Origin of the sequence: Prochlorococcus marinus str. MIT 0917 (assembly GCF_027359575.1) — a bacterium.
Classification (GTDB): Bacteria; Cyanobacteriota; Cyanobacteriia; order PCC-6307; family Cyanobiaceae; genus Prochlorococcus_B; species Prochlorococcus_B marinus_D.
In genome coordinates this window covers 983,831-1,004,128 of sequence record NZ_CP114784.1, presented here as the reverse complement: position 1 = coordinate 1,004,128, position 20,298 = coordinate 983,831, and the positions used below count along the sequence as shown (strand labels likewise).

The window sequence follows — 20,298 nt, the reverse complement described above, 5'->3', positions numbered from 1 at the left end:
ATAAATAACTAATTTAATTCGTTAATTTTCTTCTTTGAGTTACAAGTTTAAAGGCTTCTATTTGATCCCCCTCTTCCCAGTTTGCAAAGCGATCGCATCCTATTCCGCACTCGAAACCTGTTGCTACATCTTTTACATCATCTTTGTTCCTTTTCAGTGAATCTAGATCGCCTTCAAAAACAATTTGCTTTCCTCGTTTGACTCTTGCTCGGCAATTCCGTTGTATTTTTCCATTTGTTACATAACAGCCTGCAACGGCACTTTTCCCAATTGAGAAAATTGCTCTAACCTCAGCAACCCCTAGAGCTTCTTCTATCATTTCTGGCTCTAGAAGACCCTCCATGGCTAATTGGATATCTTCTAAAAGCTTGTAAATAACCTCGTAATCTCTTACGTCAACACCATTCGCATCAGCTGCTCGTTTGGCACCCGAAGCCATTGAAGTATTAAATCCAACTATAACTGCACCAGATGCTGCTGCTAAGTCAACATCGGTCTCAGTAATTTCACCTGGAGCTGATAGCAAAACTCTTACTTGGACTTCATCTTTAGGAAGCTGTTCTAAAGAACCAAGAATTGCTTCTAAGCTTCCTTGAACATCAGCTTTAAGAATGATATTTAATTCTTTAAGTTCACCCTCACTTGCCTGGCCAGACATAGAAGAAAGTGATACTCGTCTGGAAGCCATTTGCTGTGCAAGCCTTGCTGCCCTAGCATCTGTTGCTCTTTCTCCAACTACGGCTCTTGCTGCTTTCTCATCTGGATAAACTTCGAACTCATCGCCAGCTGTTGGCACTTCACTGAATCCAAGAGCTTCTACTGGACAAGATGGACCTGCCTTTTTAATTCTAGATCCATTTTCATCTACCATCGCTCTCACTTTTCCAAGCACTGGACCAGCTGCGACTACATCTCCTGATTTAAGGGTACCGTTTTGTACTAGTAAAGTTGCAACAGGTCCTTTGGCTTTGTCTAAGTGGGCTTCAATAACTGTACCTTTGGCCAATCTGTCTGGGTTTGCTTGTAAATCCTCTACCTCAGTTACAAGCAAAACCATCTCTAAAAGTTTGTCGATGTTTTCGCCTTTAATGGCACTAACGGGAACTATCACTACATCTCCTCCCCACTCCTCTGACAGTAAATCCTGCTCTGATAACTCTTGTTTTACGCGGTCTGGAGAAGATCCTTCTTTGTCAATTTTGTTGATTGCTACGACAATGGGGACTTTTGCTGCTCTTGCATGGCTAATAGCTTCAAGGGTTTGAGGCCTAACTCCATCATCAGCAGCTACAACTAAGATGGCTACATCTGTAACCCTGGTTCCTCTCGCTCTCATCGCAGTAAAAGCTTCATGCCCAGGGGTGTCAAGAAAAGTTAGTTTCTTCGTTGATCCATCATGTTCAGTCTCAATTTGATAAGCACCAATGTGTTGAGTGATTCCTCCAGCTTCTCCTGCTGCAACCCTTGCTTTCCTAATAGCGTCCAGTAAAGATGTTTTTCCATGGTCAACGTGCCCCATCACAGTAACGACTGGAGGTCTTCTAATTAAATGTTTTAAATCTCCCTCCTCAATCATTTCAACTGTCTTCTTCGCTGCTTCTTCAACATCATCTTGAAGAACAGGTACGCCGAACTCTTCAGCTACTGTTTCGATTGTCGTTAGATCTAATGATTGAGTAACAGTTGCAGTAATTCCTTTGAAAAATAAAGATTTAATGATTTCGGAACTTTCAACACTCAACATGTCAGCAAGCTCTTGAACTGTGAGATTGTCTTCTGGAACAACAATCATTTCAGGTCTTACAAGTTTTGCTTCTCTAGCCGCTCTTAATTCCATTGCACGTCTTCGTTGCCTTTGGCGAGTTGTTTCTTTTTTACGTTTTTTCAGCGCAGTTAAAGGCTTCCCATTGTTTCTTTTGCCAGATTTAGGCTTTGATGGTCGAGCCAAGCTTGCTGAGAGAACAACTGCTTGTTGTTCTCCTGCGAATCCACCTCTTTCTGCAGTTAGTGCATCATCATTTTCTCCAATAATGTGAACCTTTTGACGCTGTTTTTGAGGAGATTTATTTCTTAAAGCATCAAGCTTTGCACTGTCATCCCAGTCAGGCCTACCTGTCCTTCTTGGGGCTGCGGCAGTACCTCCAGGCCTATGAGCTGGCTTTTTAGGGGCTGCTGGAGTTGGCCTGCTTACTGGGGGCCTTGCTCCATTTGAGTTATCTCTTTTCTGTCTAGGGCTAGTTGAGGAATCAGTTTTTCTTTGTGGAGCATTAGGTCTGGCTTGCGGCTTTTGCAGTTGCATCAATTCACTAGGTGCAACTGGTTTTCTCATGCCAGAAGGAACCCCTGGACGATTATTAGAACGGTTTGGCCCGCTAAGGGACCTGCTAGGAAATCCAGGCCTATTTTGCATCCCCCCTCGATTTGGAGATCCAGCACGAACTGGTGCTCCAGGTCGATTATTGGACCCTGGACGATTTTGTCCTTGGGTAGGTCGATTAGATACTCCACCTCGATTGGTACCTTGGCGATTTGGCGAACCAAGACGATTTGGTCCTCCCATTCTGTTATTAGGACCAGGTCGATTTGATAAGCCTTGACGATTTGCAGAGACTGGCGGTTTTGGAGCTCCAGGCCTGGATGGAATTACTGGTTTATTTCTTGCTTCGTTAGTCTGAGGTTTATTTGTAGGTTTCTCTCTTCGTATTGGGGCACCTACAAGTTCAAGAGTATTTCCTTTGGTTGGAGGCTGTGGGCTTCTCGATGGTGAATTCTGCTTGGTTTGACTTTTGATTCTTTGGATATTTGCTGGACTAACTTTCTGTGGAGAAATATCACCTTGATTGATTTTTGTTTTTGGCTTTTGGTTGTTGGGTTGTAGTTGTTTTTTATCTTGAATATTTATTTTTGGTCTGCTTGGTGGTGCTAATGGCCTCTTTGGTTCTTGACGATTAGTTTGTTGTGGTTGAACAATTGGCTTTTTAGCTGATTCAGAAATTTTGGATTGATTGATGAATTTGGCATCTTTTTTTTGTTCTAAACGTGTAATCTCACTCTCTGTTTGATTTAAGGGCTTAGAAATAATTTTTTTTACTTCCTCTCTTGGTTTTGGAGGTAATGGTTTGTTTGGTTTAGAGGGTGCATTTATTTTTTGTGGTGTAGGAAATCTACTTTTTAAAGTATTACGATTGTTAGCTTGAGAAGATACTTGATCTTTAACCAAAGTTTGATTTGGTTTTAAAGGGATATTTAACTTTGCTTTTGAAATCTCTGATTGATTTGGGTTGTTTTGCTTCAGTTCAGGCTTCTGATCTTTTTGAGTTTTGACGGGACTTTTTTTAACGGAAAGGATTTGTTTATCTAATTTCTTGCCGGGTTTGCTTGTCGTTTTTATATTATTGCTTTTTTTTAGAAAATCTTTGATTTTATTTGCTTCAAGACTGCTTATGGAGCTGCTGTGGCTTTTTGCTGGTATGGCAAGTTTTCGAGCTGCGTCTAGCACATCTTTATTGTCAAGGCTTAAATCCTTGGACAATTCATAAATTCTGATTTTGCCGCTGCTGGTCATTAATGTTGTGATTGAACTTTAGATTTGGTTTTTGAGTTTACTGAGTTCTCTCAATGAACATCATGCCTCAGTATCTGACTCAATGCAGGTATTAAGTTGTTTTTGGAGCATATTGAAAATGCTTGAGTCAATAGCACATCGCAAAGCTTTTTGTAATCTTTTACGCTTCAAAGCTTCTTCAAAACATGACTCAGCTGGACAGAGATAGGCTGATCTTCCCATCCCGCCTGATAGGACTACTCCATTCTGAAAATCTCTAGTAACTTTTAAAAAATACTTGCGATCAAGAACTTTTTTGCAAGCTACACACCTACGCAGGATGGGACTTTGACTCACCGGGTTCCTTCCTCTTTTGTCATTATTTTATCTTCTCCAGTAACCGCCGCTTCGATTGTTTCTTCAATATCAGTCTCTTCAGTTTCAGTGTTTGTACCATCTATATCGATATTTGAATCAGTTTCAGAAGATTCAGATTCAGATTCAGATTCAGCTTCTGCTTCTGCTTCTGCTTCTGCTTCATCATCATTATCGATATCTGACAATTGCTCATCTTGAAAGTCTTCTTCATCCTCTGGCAAGGGGTAAAGCTCTCTTAATCGTGCATCTTCTTCAGCTCTGGCTGCCTGCTCAGCCTCTAATCTCTGCTCAGCTTCTCTCTGTAAAGATTCTTCTTCCTCCCTTTGAGAAATTAATTCTGCAACCTCAGAATCTTCAGTAGCTTGATCATATTCTTGTGAATTTTTGATATCTATTTTCCATCCTGTAAGCCTTGCAGCAAGTCTTACATTTTGCCCTTCTCTACCTATTGCGAGGCTAAGTTGATCTGGAGGAACTAGGACATGGGCATGCTGACCTTCTGGATCCACAAGTCTGACCACTTCAACTCTTGCAGGACTTAATGAATTGCAGATGTATTGAACAGGGTCAGAAGACCAGCGAATTACATCTATTTTTTCTCCACGAAGTTCATTAACTACTTGTTGAATTCGGGCACCTCTAGCACCAATACATGCTCCAACAGGGTCAACCTCTCTTTCAATACTGTCAACAGCTACTTTTGTTCTGGGACCTACTGCCCTTGAAGGTGGATTTGCTTCACGAGCAACAGCAACAATTCGAACTGAACCTTCTTGAATTTCAGGAACTTCATTTTCAAATAAATATACAACCAGACCAGCGTTTGACCTGCTCACAAAAAGCTGAGGCCCTCGCCTAGGGATTTCACTAACTTCTTTGAGAAATACTTTAAATGTTGCATTTGCTCGATAATTATCATTTGGCAATTGATCTCGTCTTGGAAGCTCTGCTTCTACTTCTGGTCTGCCTAAACCAGAGCTTACTGCCATTATTACTGACTGCCTTTCAAATCTAATGACTCTGGCAGTTAGCACTGGATCTTCTAGGTCAGCAAATTCCTCTTGAATCATTCTTCTTTGCTGATCTCTCAATTTTTGGGCTAAAACTTGCTTGGTTGTAGCTGCAGCCATTCTTCCAAAATCTTCTTTCTCTGGAGTCACATCTAGAACAACGGTATCTCCAACTTGAGCGTCATCAGCAACTTGCATAACTTCAGCTATTGCTATTTGATGGTCATCACTCTCAACTTCTTCCACTATTATCTTACTAGCTAAAACTCTGTAACCTTCCTCTTCTAGATCTAAACCAACATCAAAATTGCTAAAGTAATCTTCTTCAAAAGGATCTTCGCTAATACCTAAATAAAGCGTTCTTCGATATCGTTCATAACCTTTTAAAAGTGCTTCTCGCAAAGCAGCTTCTACGACTTGTGATGGAAGCTTTTTTTCCTCACTAATGTCTTCAATTAAGTTATTTAAGCCGGGGAGTAGAACAAGAGCCATCGATGATGGGATATAGAGATGAGAATGATTGGGTTAGATAGATTGATATCTAGGTTTTAACCAGAGGGTGTTGTGAGTCGGACTTGAATCACATCCTCGACTGGGATTCGTTGAGTTTTCCCCTTTTGATTTATTTGTAGTTCATCATGAGTCCTTTTTAGAAGCAAACCATTTGTTTGTTGTTCAATTTTTTTTAAATCCTGATAAGTAACTTCAATTGGAAAACCTTTGAAAATTTGAAAATCTTGTTCATCCGTTAAGAAATCACCAATTCCCTCACTGCTGATTTGAAGATTGAAAGGTTGATCAAGTATTGAAGAATCTTGAATAGCTTCATCAATGTATTGACTAAGAATAGAACAGTCATCAATAGTGACTTTCTTGTCAGGATTTTTGTGTCGGATATTTACCTGAATTGATAAGGGGTTTAGATGAGTGAACATCTTAAAATCAATTACATCAAAGCCATAATTAGTTGCTGACTTTGCTGCAAGAACCTTCAATTCTGAAACGGTTTGATTAGACAAAAGGCAGTGTCGAAGTCGGGCAGGAAGCCCGAGCGGTTTAAGTTTTGACCCGCCCCTATTTAAAGAGGTACCGTCAGGCAACTAAATATTACTAGATAAAGGTTTCGGTTACCTCTAAAGGCAATTTATTCTTATTTTGCATTGATCCACTTTATTCTTTTCTTAATATTTGGATTAGTTATGGTGAGCCTAAGAAAGTTAGTGATTACGATGAAATTTAGCAGAATATTTTTACTCTCCTCAATCCTTTTTTGTTTTTTGTTAGTGCCAAAATCTGTATTTGCTTTGGAAGATTTTCAAGCAAGTGAATCACATAGTTTTGTTGCTAATGTCGCCAGTAAGGTTTCACCATCGGTAGTACGGATTGATATTGAAAGAGAACTTCAAACAGATGAATTTGAATCTGATTTATTAGACCCCTTATTAAGAGATCTTTTAGGCGATTTGGGGACTCTCCCAAAAAAAGAAAGGGGACAAGGCTCAGGAGTGATAATTGATAGCTCTGGATTAGTTCTCACCAACGCTCATGTGGTTGAAAGAGTTGATCGTGTGATCATCACTTTTCAAAATGGAAAGCAAGTTGATGGAACAGTAGTTGGAACCGATCAAGTTACTGACTTGGCTCTAGTGAAAATTAAAGAATTTCCTGGTTTAGAAAGTGCAAAATTAGGTGATTCAGAAGTTATTCAAGTTGGGGATTGGGCAATTGCTCTTGGAACCCCTTATGGCCTTGAAAGTACTGTCACGCTGGGTATAGTTAGTAGTCTTCATAGAGACATTAATTCTCTTGGCTTTTCTGACAAGAGATTGGATTTAATTCAAACTGATGCAGCAATAAACCCTGGGAATTCTGGAGGTCCATTGATAAATTCAAATGGAGAAGTTATTGGAATAAATACTTTGGTCAGATCAGGTCCAGGGGCAGGACTCGGATTCGCAATCCCAATCAATCTTGCTTCAAAAGTAACCAATCAATTGCTCGCGAATGGAGAGGTTATTCATCCTTACCTAGGCGCTCAGTTGGTTTTATTGAATGAAAGAATAGCCAAAGAGCATAACCAAGATCCAAATGCCTTGATTCTTTTGCCTGAACGATCAGGAGCACTTGTTCAATCTGTAATACCTCAAAGTCCAGCAGAAGAGGGCGGTTTAAGACGTGGTGATCTTGTGATTAATGCTGGTGGTTATGAAGTTAGTGATCCAAAGTCTTTACTCATGCAAGTTGAGAACGCTCAAATAGGCGAGCCATTTAAATTGGAAGTCGTTCGAAACAACAAAGAGATTAATCTTTCTATTAAGCCTGCTGCTTTACCAGGAATTAGCTAATAATCTTGCTACTGTCTTTCAAAAGGTACGACTAAATGGATCTCCAAAATCAGATGAAACAAGCAGTTGCTCAAGCTGCTGTAGATCAAATTCAAAACGGGATGATCCTTGGTCTTGGCTCTGGTTCTACAGCAGCTTTAATGATTGAAGCACTTGCGTTGAAAATAAAATCAGGAGAAATTAAAGATATTGTTGGAGTGACTACATCTTTTCAAGGTGAGGTTCTTGCTTCCGAATTGGGCATACCTCTTAAATCTCTTTCCTCAGTCTCAGAAATTGACCTTGCAATTGATGGCGCGGATGAAGTTGATCCCAAATTTCAACTAATTAAAGGGGGCGGAGCCTGTCATGTTCAGGAAAAACTTGTTGCTGCTTTGGCTAAAAAATTTATAGTTGTAGTTGATTCAACAAAGATTGTCCAAAAATTGAACCTTGAGTTCAAATTACCAGTTGAGGTTCTTCCCTCTGCATGGAAACAAGTACGAAAAACATTAATAAATCTAGGAGGAGAAGGTGATCTAAGGATGGCTCAGAAAAAAGCTGGACCTATAGTTACTGACCAAGGAAACTTGATACTTGATTTAACTTTCAGTAACGGCATTGACCAACCTGAACTATTGGAAAGTCAAATTAACAATATTCCCGGCGTCCTTGAAAATGGACTTTTTGTAAATCTGACAGATGAAGTATTAGTTGGAAAAGTGGAAAATGACGTAGTGGGTGTTGAATCACTTAACAAGATTTAGAGTCTCTAATTCGTATTGATTCTGCGTGACTATGCAATCCCTCGCTGTTGGCTAAATGTACAACTGCATTTTTATTCTCATTGAAGGCTGCTTTTGAAAAATCTATAAGTGAAGTATTTTTCATAAAAGTTTCAACCCCAAGAGCGCCAGCAAATCTTGCAGTCCCTGAAGTGGGAAGAGTGTGATTAGGCCCCCCAAGATAATCTCCTATAGCCTCTGGGCTCCATGGTCCCATAAATATTGCTCCAGCATTCTTGATGATTTTTGATAATTCTTTTGGATTCTCCACAAGTAATTCAAGATGTTCTGGGGCAAAAGTATCACTTAGTTTTGCACAAGTTTCTAAATCATCACAAAGTACTATTAAACCCCAGCTGGAAATAGATTCTTGGCATATTTCCAATCTTGGATGATTAATTAATTGACGTTCAATTTCTGCTGGTAATTTTTCCGTTAATTTTTTATTAGTAGTGATTAGTATTGCCGAAGCTAAAGGATCATGTTCCGATTGAGCTAACATATCTGATGCAACATGTTCCAGTTTTGCTGATTGATCAGCGATTATTAGGATCTCACTTGGACCAGCCAAAGAATCAATACCTACCTTTCCATAAACTTTTTTCTTTGCCAAAGTTACATAAATATTTCCTGGCCCAGTAATTACATCTACTTTTGGAATTGATTCTGTTCCACTAGCAAGCGCGCCAATGGCTTGTGCCCCTCCAATACGAAAAACCTTATTGATCCCTGTAATGTGTGCTGCAGCTAATACTGTTTGGTTTAATTCTCCTTTAGAGTTTGCGGGAGACACCATGATGGTTTGTTTGACTCCTGCAACATAAGCAGGAATAGCATTCATTAAAACTGTGCTTGGATAGGCGGCTCTTCCTCCAGGAACATATATTCCCGCTTTTTCAACAGGGCTCCATCTTCGTCCAAGTGATTCACCATGGGGTCCCGTATAACTAATATTGTTCGGCACCTGAAGACTATGAAATTTTTCAATTCTTTTTTTTGCCAATAAAAGTGCATCTTGTAACTCCTTATTAGTCTCTTCCCAAGCTTTGATTATTAAATCTGATGGAACTTGAAAACTTTCTGCTAAAAATCCATCAAAGCGAGAAGTGTATTCTTTAAGCGCCTCATCCCCTCTTTCATTAACGTTTTTAAGAATATCTTCAACCACCTTTATAGCTTTATCTTGAACGGTTCCAGATGTTCTATTGGTAATTTTGTTGAGCTCAAGCTGAGCCTGATCAAGATTTTTAGCTGTTTTTATGGTCAATTTTCTTGAAGGGGTTTCTTGAACCTCATCTTTATTAATTATTTGCGTCATGAACTTTTGGCTATTGGTTCAATTTGATTATCTTATGCCTTAATTTTGATTTATGTAGATCTTCTTCATGGTCTTGAGGTAGTGTGGATTAACATAAGACTAAAACACAAAGCCTCCGTGGCAAATACCAACTCAGCTAAAAAGCGAATTCAAATTGCGGAACGCAACCGCCTTGAAAACAAAAATTACAAATCTACAGTTCGCACTCTAATGAAGCGATGCTTTGTAGCTTGTGGAATATTTGAAAAAGAGCCTGGCGATGAATCAAAAGCAGATCTCCAAAAAACATTTAATTTAGCCTTTAGCAAAATTGATAAAGCAGTTAAAAAAGGTGTTTTGCATAAAAACACAGGAGCTAATCAGAAATCCAGGCTTAGCACTGCGCTTAAGAAAGTTTTGAAAGAAGTTGTTTGAGAATAAATAAACTAAGATTTAATATTGAAAGAACATTTAATTTTGCACCTTGAGCGATTCCAAAAGTTCAATAATTGACAGTCATTGCCACATCGTATTTTCTAACTTTAATGAAGATAGAGAAGAAGTTGCATTGAGGTGGAGATCACAAGGCGTTAAAGCTTTATTACATGCTTGCGTAGAACCCTCTGAAATCCCTGCTATTAAATCAATGGCTGATCAATTTCAGGAGATGAGATATTCAGTAGGAGTACATCCATTGGATGCACATCATTGGGGACCTGAAACTTTAAGTGTTTTAAAAAATGCAGCTCTTGATGACAGTAGAGTTGTTGCAATAGGTGAATTAGGACTAGATCTTTTCAAAGCAGAGAACTTGAATGAGCAGCTTTCAATTTTAATGCCGCAATTAAACTTGGCTTTTGAATTGAATTTGCCAATCATCGTTCATTGTAGAGATGCCGCAAAAGAAATGTTAGAAGTTTTTTCTAAGCTTTCTGAAGATGATTGTTGTCCAAAAGGTGTTATGCATTGCTGGAGCGGCAATGTCAAAGAGATGAGAGAGTTCCTTGATCTTGGCTTTTATATAAGCTTCAGTGGAAATGTAACTTTCAAGAATGCTATTGATATTCATGAATGTGCCAAAGAAGTTCCTAAAAGTAGATTTCTAGTAGAAACCGATAGTCCTTTCTTATCACCCGTTCCTCATAGAGGGAAAAGGAATGAACCTTCTTTCGTAAAGCATGTGGTAGATAAAATTTCAGAGCTTAGAGGTGAAAACTTTTCTGAAATTGCTGAAAAAACAACTCAAAATGCAAGGGAATTGTTTGCGTTGCCTTAAATATCATCATTTACCATAGTTAATTAACTGATTTGAGTGTAGAGTTATTTATTGTCTTGCCTAGGCGTTTTATCTGCGCTTAATCTTTAAGGTTCTACCCTTTTGAGTCAGTTTGTTCGTTGATTAAGTAAATTCAATTTCAAATTTCAGTCTTTTAGGAGATTGTTTTTTGTTTTTTTCTTAAGTAAAGATCATTTTTCGACATATAGGACAAGACATTAACCCCGTCCTCTACATATAAACGCAGGTTCTCGAATGAGCAGAAGCGCGATTCAGGTAGCCAAAGCAGCTACATATCTGCCTGATTTGGTTGAGGTGCAAAGATCAAGTTTTAAGTGGTTTTTGGATAAAGGCTTGATAGAAGAATTAGACAATTTTTCGCCCATTACTGACTATACCGGTAAGCTTGAACTTCATTTCATAGGAGCAGAATATAGGCTTAAGCGTCCAAGGCATGATGTAGAAGAAGCAAAAAGAAGAGATGCAACCTTTGCTTCTCAAATGTATGTCACTTGTCGTTTAGTTAATAAAGAAACTGGAGAGATTAAAGAGCAAGAAGTCTTTATAGGTGAACTACCTTTAATGACTGAACGTGGAACTTTTATAATTAATGGGGCTGAGAGAGTAATAGTTAATCAAATCGTTCGAAGTCCAGGAGTTTATTTTAAAGATGAGCAAGATAAAAATGGTAGAAGAACTTACAATGCAAGCGTTATTCCTAATCGCGGAGCATGGTTAAAATTTGAAACTGATAAAAATGATTTGCTGCATGTTCGTGTAGATAAAACACGAAAAATCAATGCTCATGTCTTAATGAGGGCAATGGGTTTGTCAGATAATGATGTGATAGATAAATTACGACATCCCGAGTTTTATCAAAAGTCAATTGATGCGGCAAATGAAGAAGGAATAAGTTCAGAGGACCAGGCTTTGTTAGAGCTTTATAAAAAGTTAAGGCCAGGCGAGCCTCCTTCAGTAAGTGGAGGTCAACAACTACTTCAAACAAGATTTTTCGATCCAAAACGTTATGACTTAGGAAGAGTTGGTAGATATAAAATAAATAAGAAATTACGCTTAACTATTCCTGACAATATAAGGACACTTACAAACGAAGATGTTCTATCTACTTTAGATTATTTAATCAATTTAGAATTAGATGTTGGTGGTGCAACTTTGGATGATATTGATCATTTGGGCAATAGACGAGTTAGGTCAGTCGGTGAACTTTTACAAAATCAAGTTCGAGTTGGTTTAAATAGACTTGAAAGGATAATTAAAGAGAGGATGACCGTTGGGGAAACAGATTCACTTACCCCAGCGCAATTGGTAAACCCAAAACCTTTAGTTGCAGCAATAAAAGAATTTTTTGGTTCAAGTCAACTAAGTCAATTTATGGATCAAACCAATCCATTAGCTGAATTGACTCATAAAAGACGCATCTCTGCTTTGGGACCAGGTGGTTTAACTCGTGAAAGAGCTGGTTTCGCAGTTAGAGATATTCATCCATCTCATTATGGAAGACTTTGTCCAATTGAAACCCCTGAAGGACCAAATGCCGGTTTGATTAATTCTTTAGCAACTCACGCACGAGTAAATGAATACGGTTTTATTGAGACACCATTTTGGAAGGTGGAAAATGGGAGATTAATTAAGGAAGGCGATCCTATATATCTGTCTGCAGATTTAGAAGATGAATGTAGGGTTGCTCCAGGCGATGTTGCTACAGATGAAGAAGGAAAAATATTGGCAGACCTTGTCCCAGTTAGATATAGACAAGATTTTGAAACTGTTTCTCCTGAGCAAGTTGATTATGTCCAACTATCACCTGTTCAAGTTATTTCTGTAGCCGCATCCTTAATTCCGTTTTTGGAACACGACGATGCTAATAGAGCTTTGATGGGTTCCAATATGCAAAGACAAGCAGTTCCTCTTTTGCGTCCAGAAAGACCTTTAGTTGGAACTGGTTTAGAGACTCAGGTTGCGAGAGACTCCGGCATGGTTCCAATTTCAAAAGTAAATGGAACAGTGACTTATGTTGATGCCAATGCAATTGTCGTTACTGATGAGGAAGGCAATGATCACACTCATTACTTGCAAAAATATCAGAGATCTAATCAAGATACTTGTTTAAACCATAGGCCTATAGTTTTTAATGGTGACCCAGTAATTGTGGGGCAAGTCTTAGCTGATGGCTCTGCCTGTGAGGGCGGAGAAATAGCTCTTGGTCAGAATGTATTAATTGCATACATGCCATGGGAAGGCTACAACTATGAAGATGCAATTCTTGTTAGCGAAAGGTTAGTTAAAGATGATTTATATACTTCTGTCCATATAGAAAAATATGAAATAGAAGCTCGTCAAACAAAGCTAGGTCCTGAAGAAATAACAAGAGAAATCCCAAATGTATCAGAAGAAAGCCTTGGGAATTTGGATGAAATGGGTATTATCCGAATAGGAGCTTTCGTTGAAAGTGGAGACATACTTGTTGGGAAAGTAACCCCTAAAGGAGAATCAGATCAACCGCCTGAGGAAAAACTTCTTAGAGCTATATTTGGAGAAAAAGCTAGAGATGTAAGAGATAACTCTCTTCGAGTTCCCTCAACTGAGAGAGGGCGAGTAGTCGATGTCAGGATCTATACAAGAGAACAAGGTGATGAGCTGCCACCCGGAGCAAATATGGTCGTAAGAGTTTACGTGGCGCAACGAAGGAAAATTCAAGTTGGCGATAAAATGGCAGGAAGGCATGGTAATAAAGGAATCATAAGCAGAATACTTCCTAGAGAGGATATGCCTTATCTTCCTGATGGCACTCCTGTAGATATATGCCTTAATCCACTTGGGGTTCCAAGTAGAATGAATGTAGGGCAAGTATTTGAGCTCCTTATGGGTTGGGCCGCCTCAAACTTGGATTGTAGAGTTAAAATTGTCCCATTTGATGAGATGTATGGACCAGAAATGTCTAATAAGACTGTTCAAGCGTATTTGAAAGAGGCTGCAAAGCAGCCAGGTAAATCATGGGTATATAACCCTGAGGACCCTGGGAAGTTACTCCTTAAGGATGGTCGAACCGGTGAGCCTTTTGATCAACCAGTTGCTGTCGGCTACGCTCATTTCTTAAAACTTGTACATCTAGTAGACGATAAAATACATGCTCGATCTACAGGTCCATATTCTTTAGTTACGCAACAACCTCTAGGTGGAAAGGCCCAGCAAGGAGGACAGAGACTGGGTGAAATGGAAGTATGGGCACTTGAGGCTTATGGAGCAGCATACACTTTGCAAGAACTGTTAACTGTAAAGTCTGATGACATGCAAGGCCGCAATGAAGCGCTTAATTCGATTGTCAAAGGAAAACCAATCCCAAGACCTGGAACTCCAGAATCTTTCAAAGTTTTAATGAGAGAACTTCAGTCATTGGGATTAGATATTGGAGTTTATACAGATGATGGAAAAGAAGTTGATCTAATGCAAGATGTCAATCCACGGAGGAGCACGCCAAGTAGACCAACCTATGAATCATTAGGTAAAGAATACGAGGAGTAATCGACTAAAACGAAACAAATCATCTAAACACCACTAATCTCTCATGACTAATAGCAATCTACGTACGGAAAATCATTTTGATTATGTCAAAATAAAACTAGCCTCTCCTGAACGAGTAATGGAATGGGGGCAAAGAACTTTGCCCAATGGTCAGGTAGTAGGGGAAGTAACTAAACCAGAAACAATAAACTATCGAACACTTAAACCTGAAATGGATGGGTTGTTTTGTGAAAAGATTTTTGGTCCATCTAAGGACTGGGAATGTCATTGTGGAAAATATAAGAGAGTTAGACATCGTGGAATTGTTTGTGAAAGATGCGGTGTTGAAGTAACAGAAAGTCGGGTGAGGAGGCATAGAATGGGTTTTATTAAATTGGCTGCTCCCGTATCGCATGTTTGGTATTTAAAAGGTATTCCTAGCTATGTCGCTATTTTGTTAGACATGCCTCTCAGAGATGTTGAGCAAATTGTTTACTTTAATTGTTATGTTGTTTTAGATATCGGGGATAGTAAAGATTTAAAATATAAGCAGCTACTAACTGAAGATGAATGGCTTGAGATTGAAGACGAGATTTACGCTGAGGATTCAACTATAGAGAATGAACCTATTGTTGGGATAGGTGCAGAGGCTTTAAAACAATTACTTGAAGATTTAAATCTAAAGGAAGTTGCTGAGCAATTGAGAGAAGAAATTGCAACAAGCAAAGGTCAAAAAAGGGCTAAGCTTATCAAAAGACTAAGGGTAATAGATAATTTTATTGCGACTAGTGCAAGTCCAGAGTGGATGGTTTTAGATGCGATACCTGTGATACCTCCTGATTTGAGGCCTATGGTGCAATTAGATGGGGGGCGATTCGCTACCTCAGATTTAAATGACTTATACAGAAGAGTAATTAATAGGAACAATCGTCTTGCTCGGCTTCAGGAAATATTAGCCCCAGAGATAATAGTTAGAAATGAAAAAAGGATGCTCCAAGAGGCTGTAGATGCACTTATTGATAATGGTAGAAGGGGAAGAACTGTTGTTGGCGCAAATAATCGTCCCTTGAAATCATTGAGCGATATTATCGAAGGTAAACAAGGTAGATTTAGACAGAATTTGCTTGGAAAAAGAGTTGATTATTCAGGTCGCTCGGTAATAGTAGTTGGTCCGAAGTTGAAAATGCATCAATGTGGATTGCCAAAGGAAATGGCTATAGAGCTTTTTCAGCCTTTTGTAATTCACAGATTGATTCGCCAGAATATTGTCAATAACATCAAAGCAGCAAAGAAATTAATACAGAAAGCCGACGATGAAGTTATGCAGGTATTACAGGAAGTTATAGACGGTCATCCTATCCTGCTTAACCGGGCACCTACCTTGCACCGACTAGGAATTCAGGCTTTTGAGCCTAAATTAGTTGCTGGACGTGCTATACAGCTACATCCATTGGTATGTCCAGCTTTTAACGCTGATTTTGATGGAGATCAAATGGCTGTTCATGTGCCTTTAGCAATTGAGGCGCAAACTGAGGCAAGGATGTTAATGCTAGCTAGTAACAATATTCTTTCCCCTGCAACTGGTGATCCAATTGTTACCCCATCTCAAGATATGGTTTTAGGCTCTTATTACCTGACCGCAATTCATCCTCAAGCAGACCAACCAAAGTTTGGAGATCATGCCCATACCTATGCATCACTTGAAGACGTTTTACAAGCACTTGAAGATAAAAGGATATATTTACATGATTGGGTTTGGGTTCGATTTTCTGGTGAAATTGAGGATGACGATGAGCTTCAGAAACCTCGTAAGACAGAGACTTTGAAAGATGGTACTCGTATCGAGGAATGGACATATCGACGTGACCGATTGGATGAAGATGGAAGTTTAATTAGCCGTTACATATTGACTACAGTTGGCCGGGTTGTCATGAACCATACAATTATTGATGCTGTAGCAGCCACCTGATAACTCTTAGAACAAATTCCCTTTTTTCTTGAATCGCTTTTCAACATGACTTCTTCCTCTCCTAAAACTCGTAAATCCTCTACTAAAACAAAAGCAAAAAGAGGCTCTAAAGCAAAAAAAGCAGCAGAGATGAAAGCTGTTCAAAGACTTTCTAAAACTCCTCCGCCCTTTAGAAATAAAGTAGTTGATAAGAAAGGTTTGAAAAATTTAGTTGCATGGGCATTCAAGCATCATGGAACAGCAGCAACTGCTGCTATGGCAGATAACTTGAAAGATCTTGGTTTCAGGTATGCAACCCAGGCAGCAGTTTCAATTTCTGTTGATGATTTAAAGGTTCCAGAGGCTAAACAAGATTTACTCGGTCAGGCCGAAGAACTAATCACTTCTACAGAGGAATGCTATAGATTAGGTGAAATTACTGAGGTCGAGAGACATACAAAAGTTATAGATACTTGGACTGAGACTAATGAAAGATTAGTTGATGCTGTCAAAAAGAATTTCAATCAAAACGATCCATTAAATTCAGTATGGATGATGGCTAACTCAGGAGCCAGAGGAAATATGTCTCAGGTTCGTCAGCTTGTTGGGATGAGAGGATTAATGGCTAATCCTCAAGGTGAGATCATTGACTTACCAATACGCACTAATTTTAGAGAGGGTTTGACGGTCACTGAATATGTCATTTCCTCTTATGGAGCTCGTAAAGGTCTTGTTGACACTGCTTTAAGAACTGCTGACTCTGGATATTTAACTAGACGCTTAGTTGATGTCGCTCAAGACGTAATTGTTAGAGAAGAGGATTGTGGTACTACAAGATCAATTTCAATAAATGCAGAGGATGAAAAGTTTGGTAATAGGCTTGTTGGACGCCTGACAGCCGAACAAGTAGTTAACGTAGAGCAGGAAGTTTTGGCTGAAAGAGATACTCCAATTGATCCTCAGCTATCTAAGAAATTTGAACAATCAAATATTCAAAGTGTCAGGGTTAGATCGCCTCTTACATGTGAGGCGACTAGATCAGTCTGTCGTAAATGTTATGGCTGGGCACTGGCGCATAATCAACTCGTTGATTTAGGGGAAGCAGTAGGTATCGTTGCTGCTCAATCTATTGGGGAGCCAGGTACCCAATTAACTATGAGGACTTTCCATACTGGTGGGGTTTCAACAGCAGAAACTGGTGTTGTTCGTTCCACTCTCGCAGGAAAAGTTGAGTTTGGTTCGAAGGCACGAGTAAGAGGCTATAGAACACCGCATGGCGTTGAAGCGCAGCAAGCAGAAGTTGATTTCAACCTAAAAATTATTCCGGCAACTGGTGCTAAACCTCAGAAGATTGATATACCAATGGGTTCTTTACTTTTTGTAGACAATGATCAAAATATTGATATAGATGTAACTGTTGCTCAGATTGCGAGTGGAGCTGTTCAAAAAAGTGTTGAAAAGGCTACTAAAGATGTTATATGTGATTTGGCTGGACAAGTTAGGTATGAAACCATTATCCAACCCAGAGAGGTTACGGATAGGCAAGGGAATATAACACTTAAAGCTCAGCGACTTGGTCGACTTTGGGTGCTAGCAGGAGACGTGTACAATTTACCTCCGAATGCTAAGCCAGTTGTTTCCGGCAATGTTTCGGTAAAGGAGGGACAAGTTTTAGCTGAAGCAAGTCAGGCAAGTGAGTTTGGAGGTGAAGTAAGGCTCAGAGATTCTATTGGTGACTCTAGAGAGGTTCAAATAGTCACAACCTCTATGACTTTGAATGATTTTGAATTGCATGAAGAGTCGAGTCATTCAGGGGAAATATGGCATCTTGAAGCAAAAGACAATACACGTTATAGATTGAATACTATCCCTGGAAGTAAAATTGGGAATAACGAGGTAATAGCTGAATTAGCAGACGATCGGTTTAAAACTCAAACAGGTGGACTTGTTAAATATGCCCCTGGGTTGACAATTAAAAAAGCTCGTTCTGCAAAGAATGGGTATGAAGTTAGTAAAGGTGGCACTTTATTGTGGGTCCCTCAAGAAACTCATGAAATAAATAAGGATATCTCATTATTAATGATTAAAGATCGTCAATGGATAGAGGCAGGGACAGAAGTTGTCAAAGATATTTTTAGTCAAACTGCTGGAATAGTTACTGTTACACAAAAAAATGATATTCTCCGCGAAATTATAGTCAGAAGCGGTACTTTTAAACTATGTAAAGAAAGTAAAGCACTTGATAGGTTCGCAGGTGATGGGCAAATAGTTAATCCTGGAGAAATAATCGCAAAAGGGATTAAGACTGATTCAATGGTCATGGTTCAATCAGTTGAAACACCAGAAGGTAAAGGTCTCTTATTAAGACCTGTAGAGGAATTCACTATTCCTGACCAAGCACAATTACCTGAATTAGAGCATGTTAAACAACCTAAAGGACCATCACTAGGAATCAAAGCCTCTCAAAGACTTGCTTTCAAGGATGGTGAGCTTATTAAATCTGTTGAAGGTATTGAGTTGCTTAAAACTCAACTCATGCTTGAGACGTTTGATACAACGCCACAGATGACAGTAGATGTAGAAGTCATAAAAGATTTGAATTCAAAGAGTATTAATAGATTGAAATTAGTTATTCTTGAAAGTATTTTAGTTAGACGAGATACAACTTCTGATTCTAGCCATGGGTCAACACATACTGAATTACAGATAGAACATGCTCAAGTTGTTGCAGCTGGAGACGTTGTAGCTACAACCCAGATATTGTGTAAGCAAGAAGGTATTGTTCAACTTCCTGATGCCATTGACGGTGACCCTGTTCGTCGACTTATCGTTGAAAGGGATGAAGATACAATAACAATTGATTCCAAAGGAACTACTCTTTTGAAAGTTGGACAAAGAGTAGTAGATGGAGACTTTGTATCTAAAGACCAACTAATTGGCGCTTGCGGCGAAATAGAAAATATTGATGGTAAGAAAGTGAAGTTGCGTCTTGGTAGGCCTTATATGGTCTCCCCAGATTCAGTCCTGCATGTTCGTGATGGTGATCTGGTGCAAAGAGGTGATGGCCTGGCTTTGTTAGTGTTTGAAAGACAAAAAACAGGTGATATTGTTCAAGGTCTACCAAGGATCGAAGAATTGCTAGAAGCTCGTAGGCCCAGGGATTCTGCTATTTTGTGTAAAAAGTCCGGCACAGTAGATATTAAAAAAGGTGATGACGATGACGCTGTAGTTGTATCTGTTATTGAGGACAATGATGCAATCTCTGAATATCCAATTTTGTTGGGACGTAATGTAATGGTTAGAAATAGCCAACAAGTTGTAGCTGGTGAATTATTGACTGATGGTCCAGTAAATCCACATGAGCTTTTGGAATGTTTCTTTACAGACTTACGTGATAAAAAACCTCTAATGGATGCAGCTCAGGAGGCTATAGCTAAGCTTCAGCATAGGATGGTAAGCGAGGTTCAAAATGTTTATAAATCGCAGGGTGTAGCTATAGACGATAAGCACATAGAAGTAATTGTTCGACAGATGACGAGTAAAGTACGAATAGAAGATGCGGGAGATACAACATTTTTACCAGGAGAGTTAATAGAACTGAGGCAAGTTGAAGATACTAACCAGGCTATATCCATTACTGGAGGCGCCCCCTCGGAATTTACTCCTGTTTTACTTGGTATAACAAAGGCATCACTTAATACTGATAGTTTCATATCAGCGGCTTCATTCCAAGAAACAACCCGAGTTCTTACCGAAGCGGCTATTGAAGGTAAATCTGATTGGCTTCGTGGACTTAAAGAAAATGTAATTATTGGTCGCCTGATCCCTGCCGGCACTGGCTTTAGTGGCTTTGTCGAAGAGTTAAATGCCGAAGCAGGTCCTCATCCAGATATTCTTGCGGAAGACCCAGCGGGTTATCGAAGGATACAAAATCTTAGACCTGACTATACTGTTGACATGCCTTCTTCCCCAGTCGCTAAGAATACCTCTGTTTTGGATGATCCAAGTGAAGAGGATTTAGAGGCAACTAGAAGTAGACATGGCATTGATCCTACAACGAGTAATTTCGCAGCATTTGCGCGACCAATCGGTGATGATGAATCTTCTGAAGACCAAATGCCAGACCCTGCTGCGTTGGAGGGCTTGCAAGAAGAGGGCTTACTTTCAGATGAATAAATGAATCTCTACAATGTTCTTATAAACTTTCTAATATT

At 39.3% G+C, this 20,298-nt stretch carries 12 protein-coding genes; 7 read left to right on the top strand and 5 right to left on the bottom strand.

Features of this window, described 5'->3' with window-relative positions; translation table 11 throughout:
* Window positions 1–13 precede the first annotated feature (13 nt).
* From infB to O5637_RS05840, 4 genes are read right to left on the bottom strand one after another with little or no spacing between them, the layout of a single operon-like run.
* Complete coding sequence (gene infB, locus O5637_RS05855; protein WP_269603354.1) at window positions 14–3,565, bottom strand: translation initiation factor IF-2; 3,552 nt, start codon at window positions 3,563–3,565, stop codon at window positions 14–16.
* 60 nt (window positions 3,566–3,625) lie between these two features.
* Window positions 3,626–3,901 carry a YlxR family protein gene (locus O5637_RS05850; protein WP_269603352.1) on the bottom strand — a complete coding sequence of 92 codons (276 nt, stop codon included), beginning with the start codon at window positions 3,899–3,901 and terminating at the stop codon, window positions 3,626–3,628.
* On the bottom strand, window positions 3,898–5,424 hold the full coding sequence (gene nusA / locus O5637_RS05845; RefSeq protein WP_269603350.1) for a transcription termination factor NusA: 1,527 nt from the start codon (window positions 5,422–5,424) through the stop codon (window positions 3,898–3,900). Before nusA ends, O5637_RS05850 begins: the two co-directional genes overlap by 4 nt.
* Window positions 5,425–5,480: 56 nt before the next feature.
* Window positions 5,481–5,951: a ribosome maturation factor RimP gene (locus O5637_RS05840; protein ID WP_269603348.1), complete on the bottom strand. Its 471-nt coding sequence runs from the start codon at window positions 5,949–5,951 to the stop codon at window positions 5,481–5,483.
* Between the two features lie 180 nt (window positions 5,952–6,131).
* Here O5637_RS05840 and O5637_RS05835 point away from each other — a divergent pair, with 180 nt between their 5' ends.
* Both O5637_RS05835 and rpiA read left to right on the top strand, forming a co-directional pair.
* Complete coding sequence (locus O5637_RS05835; protein WP_269603346.1) at window positions 6,132–7,277, top strand: trypsin-like peptidase domain-containing protein; 1,146 nt, start codon at window positions 6,132–6,134, stop codon at window positions 7,275–7,277.
* Window positions 7,278–7,312: 35 nt separating this feature from the next.
* Entirely contained in the window at window positions 7,313–8,023 is a 711-nt protein-coding gene (gene rpiA, locus O5637_RS05830) for a ribose-5-phosphate isomerase RpiA (RefSeq protein WP_269603344.1), read from the top strand.
* On the opposite strand, the gene hisD is transcribed toward rpiA, so the two are convergent.
* Window positions 8,010–9,359 (bottom strand): histidinol dehydrogenase, encoded by a 1,350-nt coding sequence (gene hisD / locus O5637_RS05825; RefSeq protein WP_269603342.1) that lies wholly within the window; start codon window positions 9,357–9,359, stop codon window positions 8,010–8,012. The two genes, rpiA and hisD, sit on opposite strands and share 14 nt — an antisense overlap.
* 117 nt (window positions 9,360–9,476) lie before the next feature.
* Between hisD and rpsT the strand changes: the two genes are divergently transcribed.
* The 5 genes from rpsT to O5637_RS05800 all read left to right on the top strand — a co-directional run bounded on the left by rpsT (window position 9,477) and on the right by O5637_RS05800 (window position 20,260).
* Window positions 9,477–9,773: a 30S ribosomal protein S20 gene (gene rpsT, locus O5637_RS05820; protein WP_269606927.1), complete on the top strand. Its 297-nt coding sequence runs from the start codon at window positions 9,477–9,479 to the stop codon at window positions 9,771–9,773.
* A 49-nt stretch (window positions 9,774–9,822) separates the two neighbouring features.
* Window positions 9,823–10,614 (top strand): TatD family hydrolase, encoded by a 792-nt coding sequence (locus O5637_RS05815; RefSeq protein WP_269603341.1) that lies wholly within the window; start codon window positions 9,823–9,825, stop codon window positions 10,612–10,614.
* Between the two features lie 255 nt (window positions 10,615–10,869).
* On the top strand, window positions 10,870–14,157 hold the full coding sequence (gene rpoB / locus O5637_RS05810; RefSeq protein WP_269603339.1) for a DNA-directed RNA polymerase subunit beta: 3,288 nt from the start codon (window positions 10,870–10,872) through the stop codon (window positions 14,155–14,157).
* A gap of 43 nt (window positions 14,158–14,200) precedes the next feature.
* Window positions 14,201–16,105 carry a DNA-directed RNA polymerase subunit gamma gene (locus tag O5637_RS05805; RefSeq protein ID WP_269603337.1) on the top strand — a complete coding sequence of 635 codons (1,905 nt, stop codon included), beginning with the start codon at window positions 14,201–14,203 and terminating at the stop codon, window positions 16,103–16,105.
* A 45-nt stretch (window positions 16,106–16,150) separates the two neighbouring features.
* Window positions 16,151–20,260: a DNA-directed RNA polymerase subunit beta' gene (locus O5637_RS05800; RefSeq protein ID WP_269603335.1), complete on the top strand. Its 4,110-nt coding sequence runs from the start codon at window positions 16,151–16,153 to the stop codon at window positions 20,258–20,260.
* Window positions 20,261–20,298: the final 38 nt, after the last annotated feature.

Bases quoted from the DNA above. Each gene is read 5' to 3' on its own strand.
- hisD (WP_269603342.1), bottom strand. From the start codon at position 9,359: ATGACGCAAATAATTAATAAAGATGAGGTTCAAGAAACCCCTTCAAGA.
- O5637_RS05805 (WP_269603337.1), top strand. From the start codon at position 14,201: ATGACTAATAGCAATCTACGTACGGAAAATCATTTTGATTATGTCAAA.
- nusA (WP_269603350.1), bottom strand. From the start codon at position 5,424: ATGGCTCTTGTTCTACTCCCCGGCTTAAATAACTTAATTGAAGACATT.
- rpoB (WP_269603339.1), top strand. From the start codon at position 10,870: ATGAGCAGAAGCGCGATTCAGGTAGCCAAAGCAGCTACATATCTGCCT.
- O5637_RS05800 (WP_269603335.1), top strand. From the start codon at position 16,151: ATGACTTCTTCCTCTCCTAAAACTCGTAAATCCTCTACTAAAACAAAA.
- O5637_RS05835 (WP_269603346.1), top strand. From the start codon at position 6,132: ATGGTGAGCCTAAGAAAGTTAGTGATTACGATGAAATTTAGCAGAATA.
- rpiA (WP_269603344.1), top strand. From the start codon at position 7,313: ATGGATCTCCAAAATCAGATGAAACAAGCAGTTGCTCAAGCTGCTGTA.
- infB (WP_269603354.1), bottom strand. From the start codon at position 3,565: ATGACCAGCAGCGGCAAAATCAGAATTTATGAATTGTCCAAGGATTTA.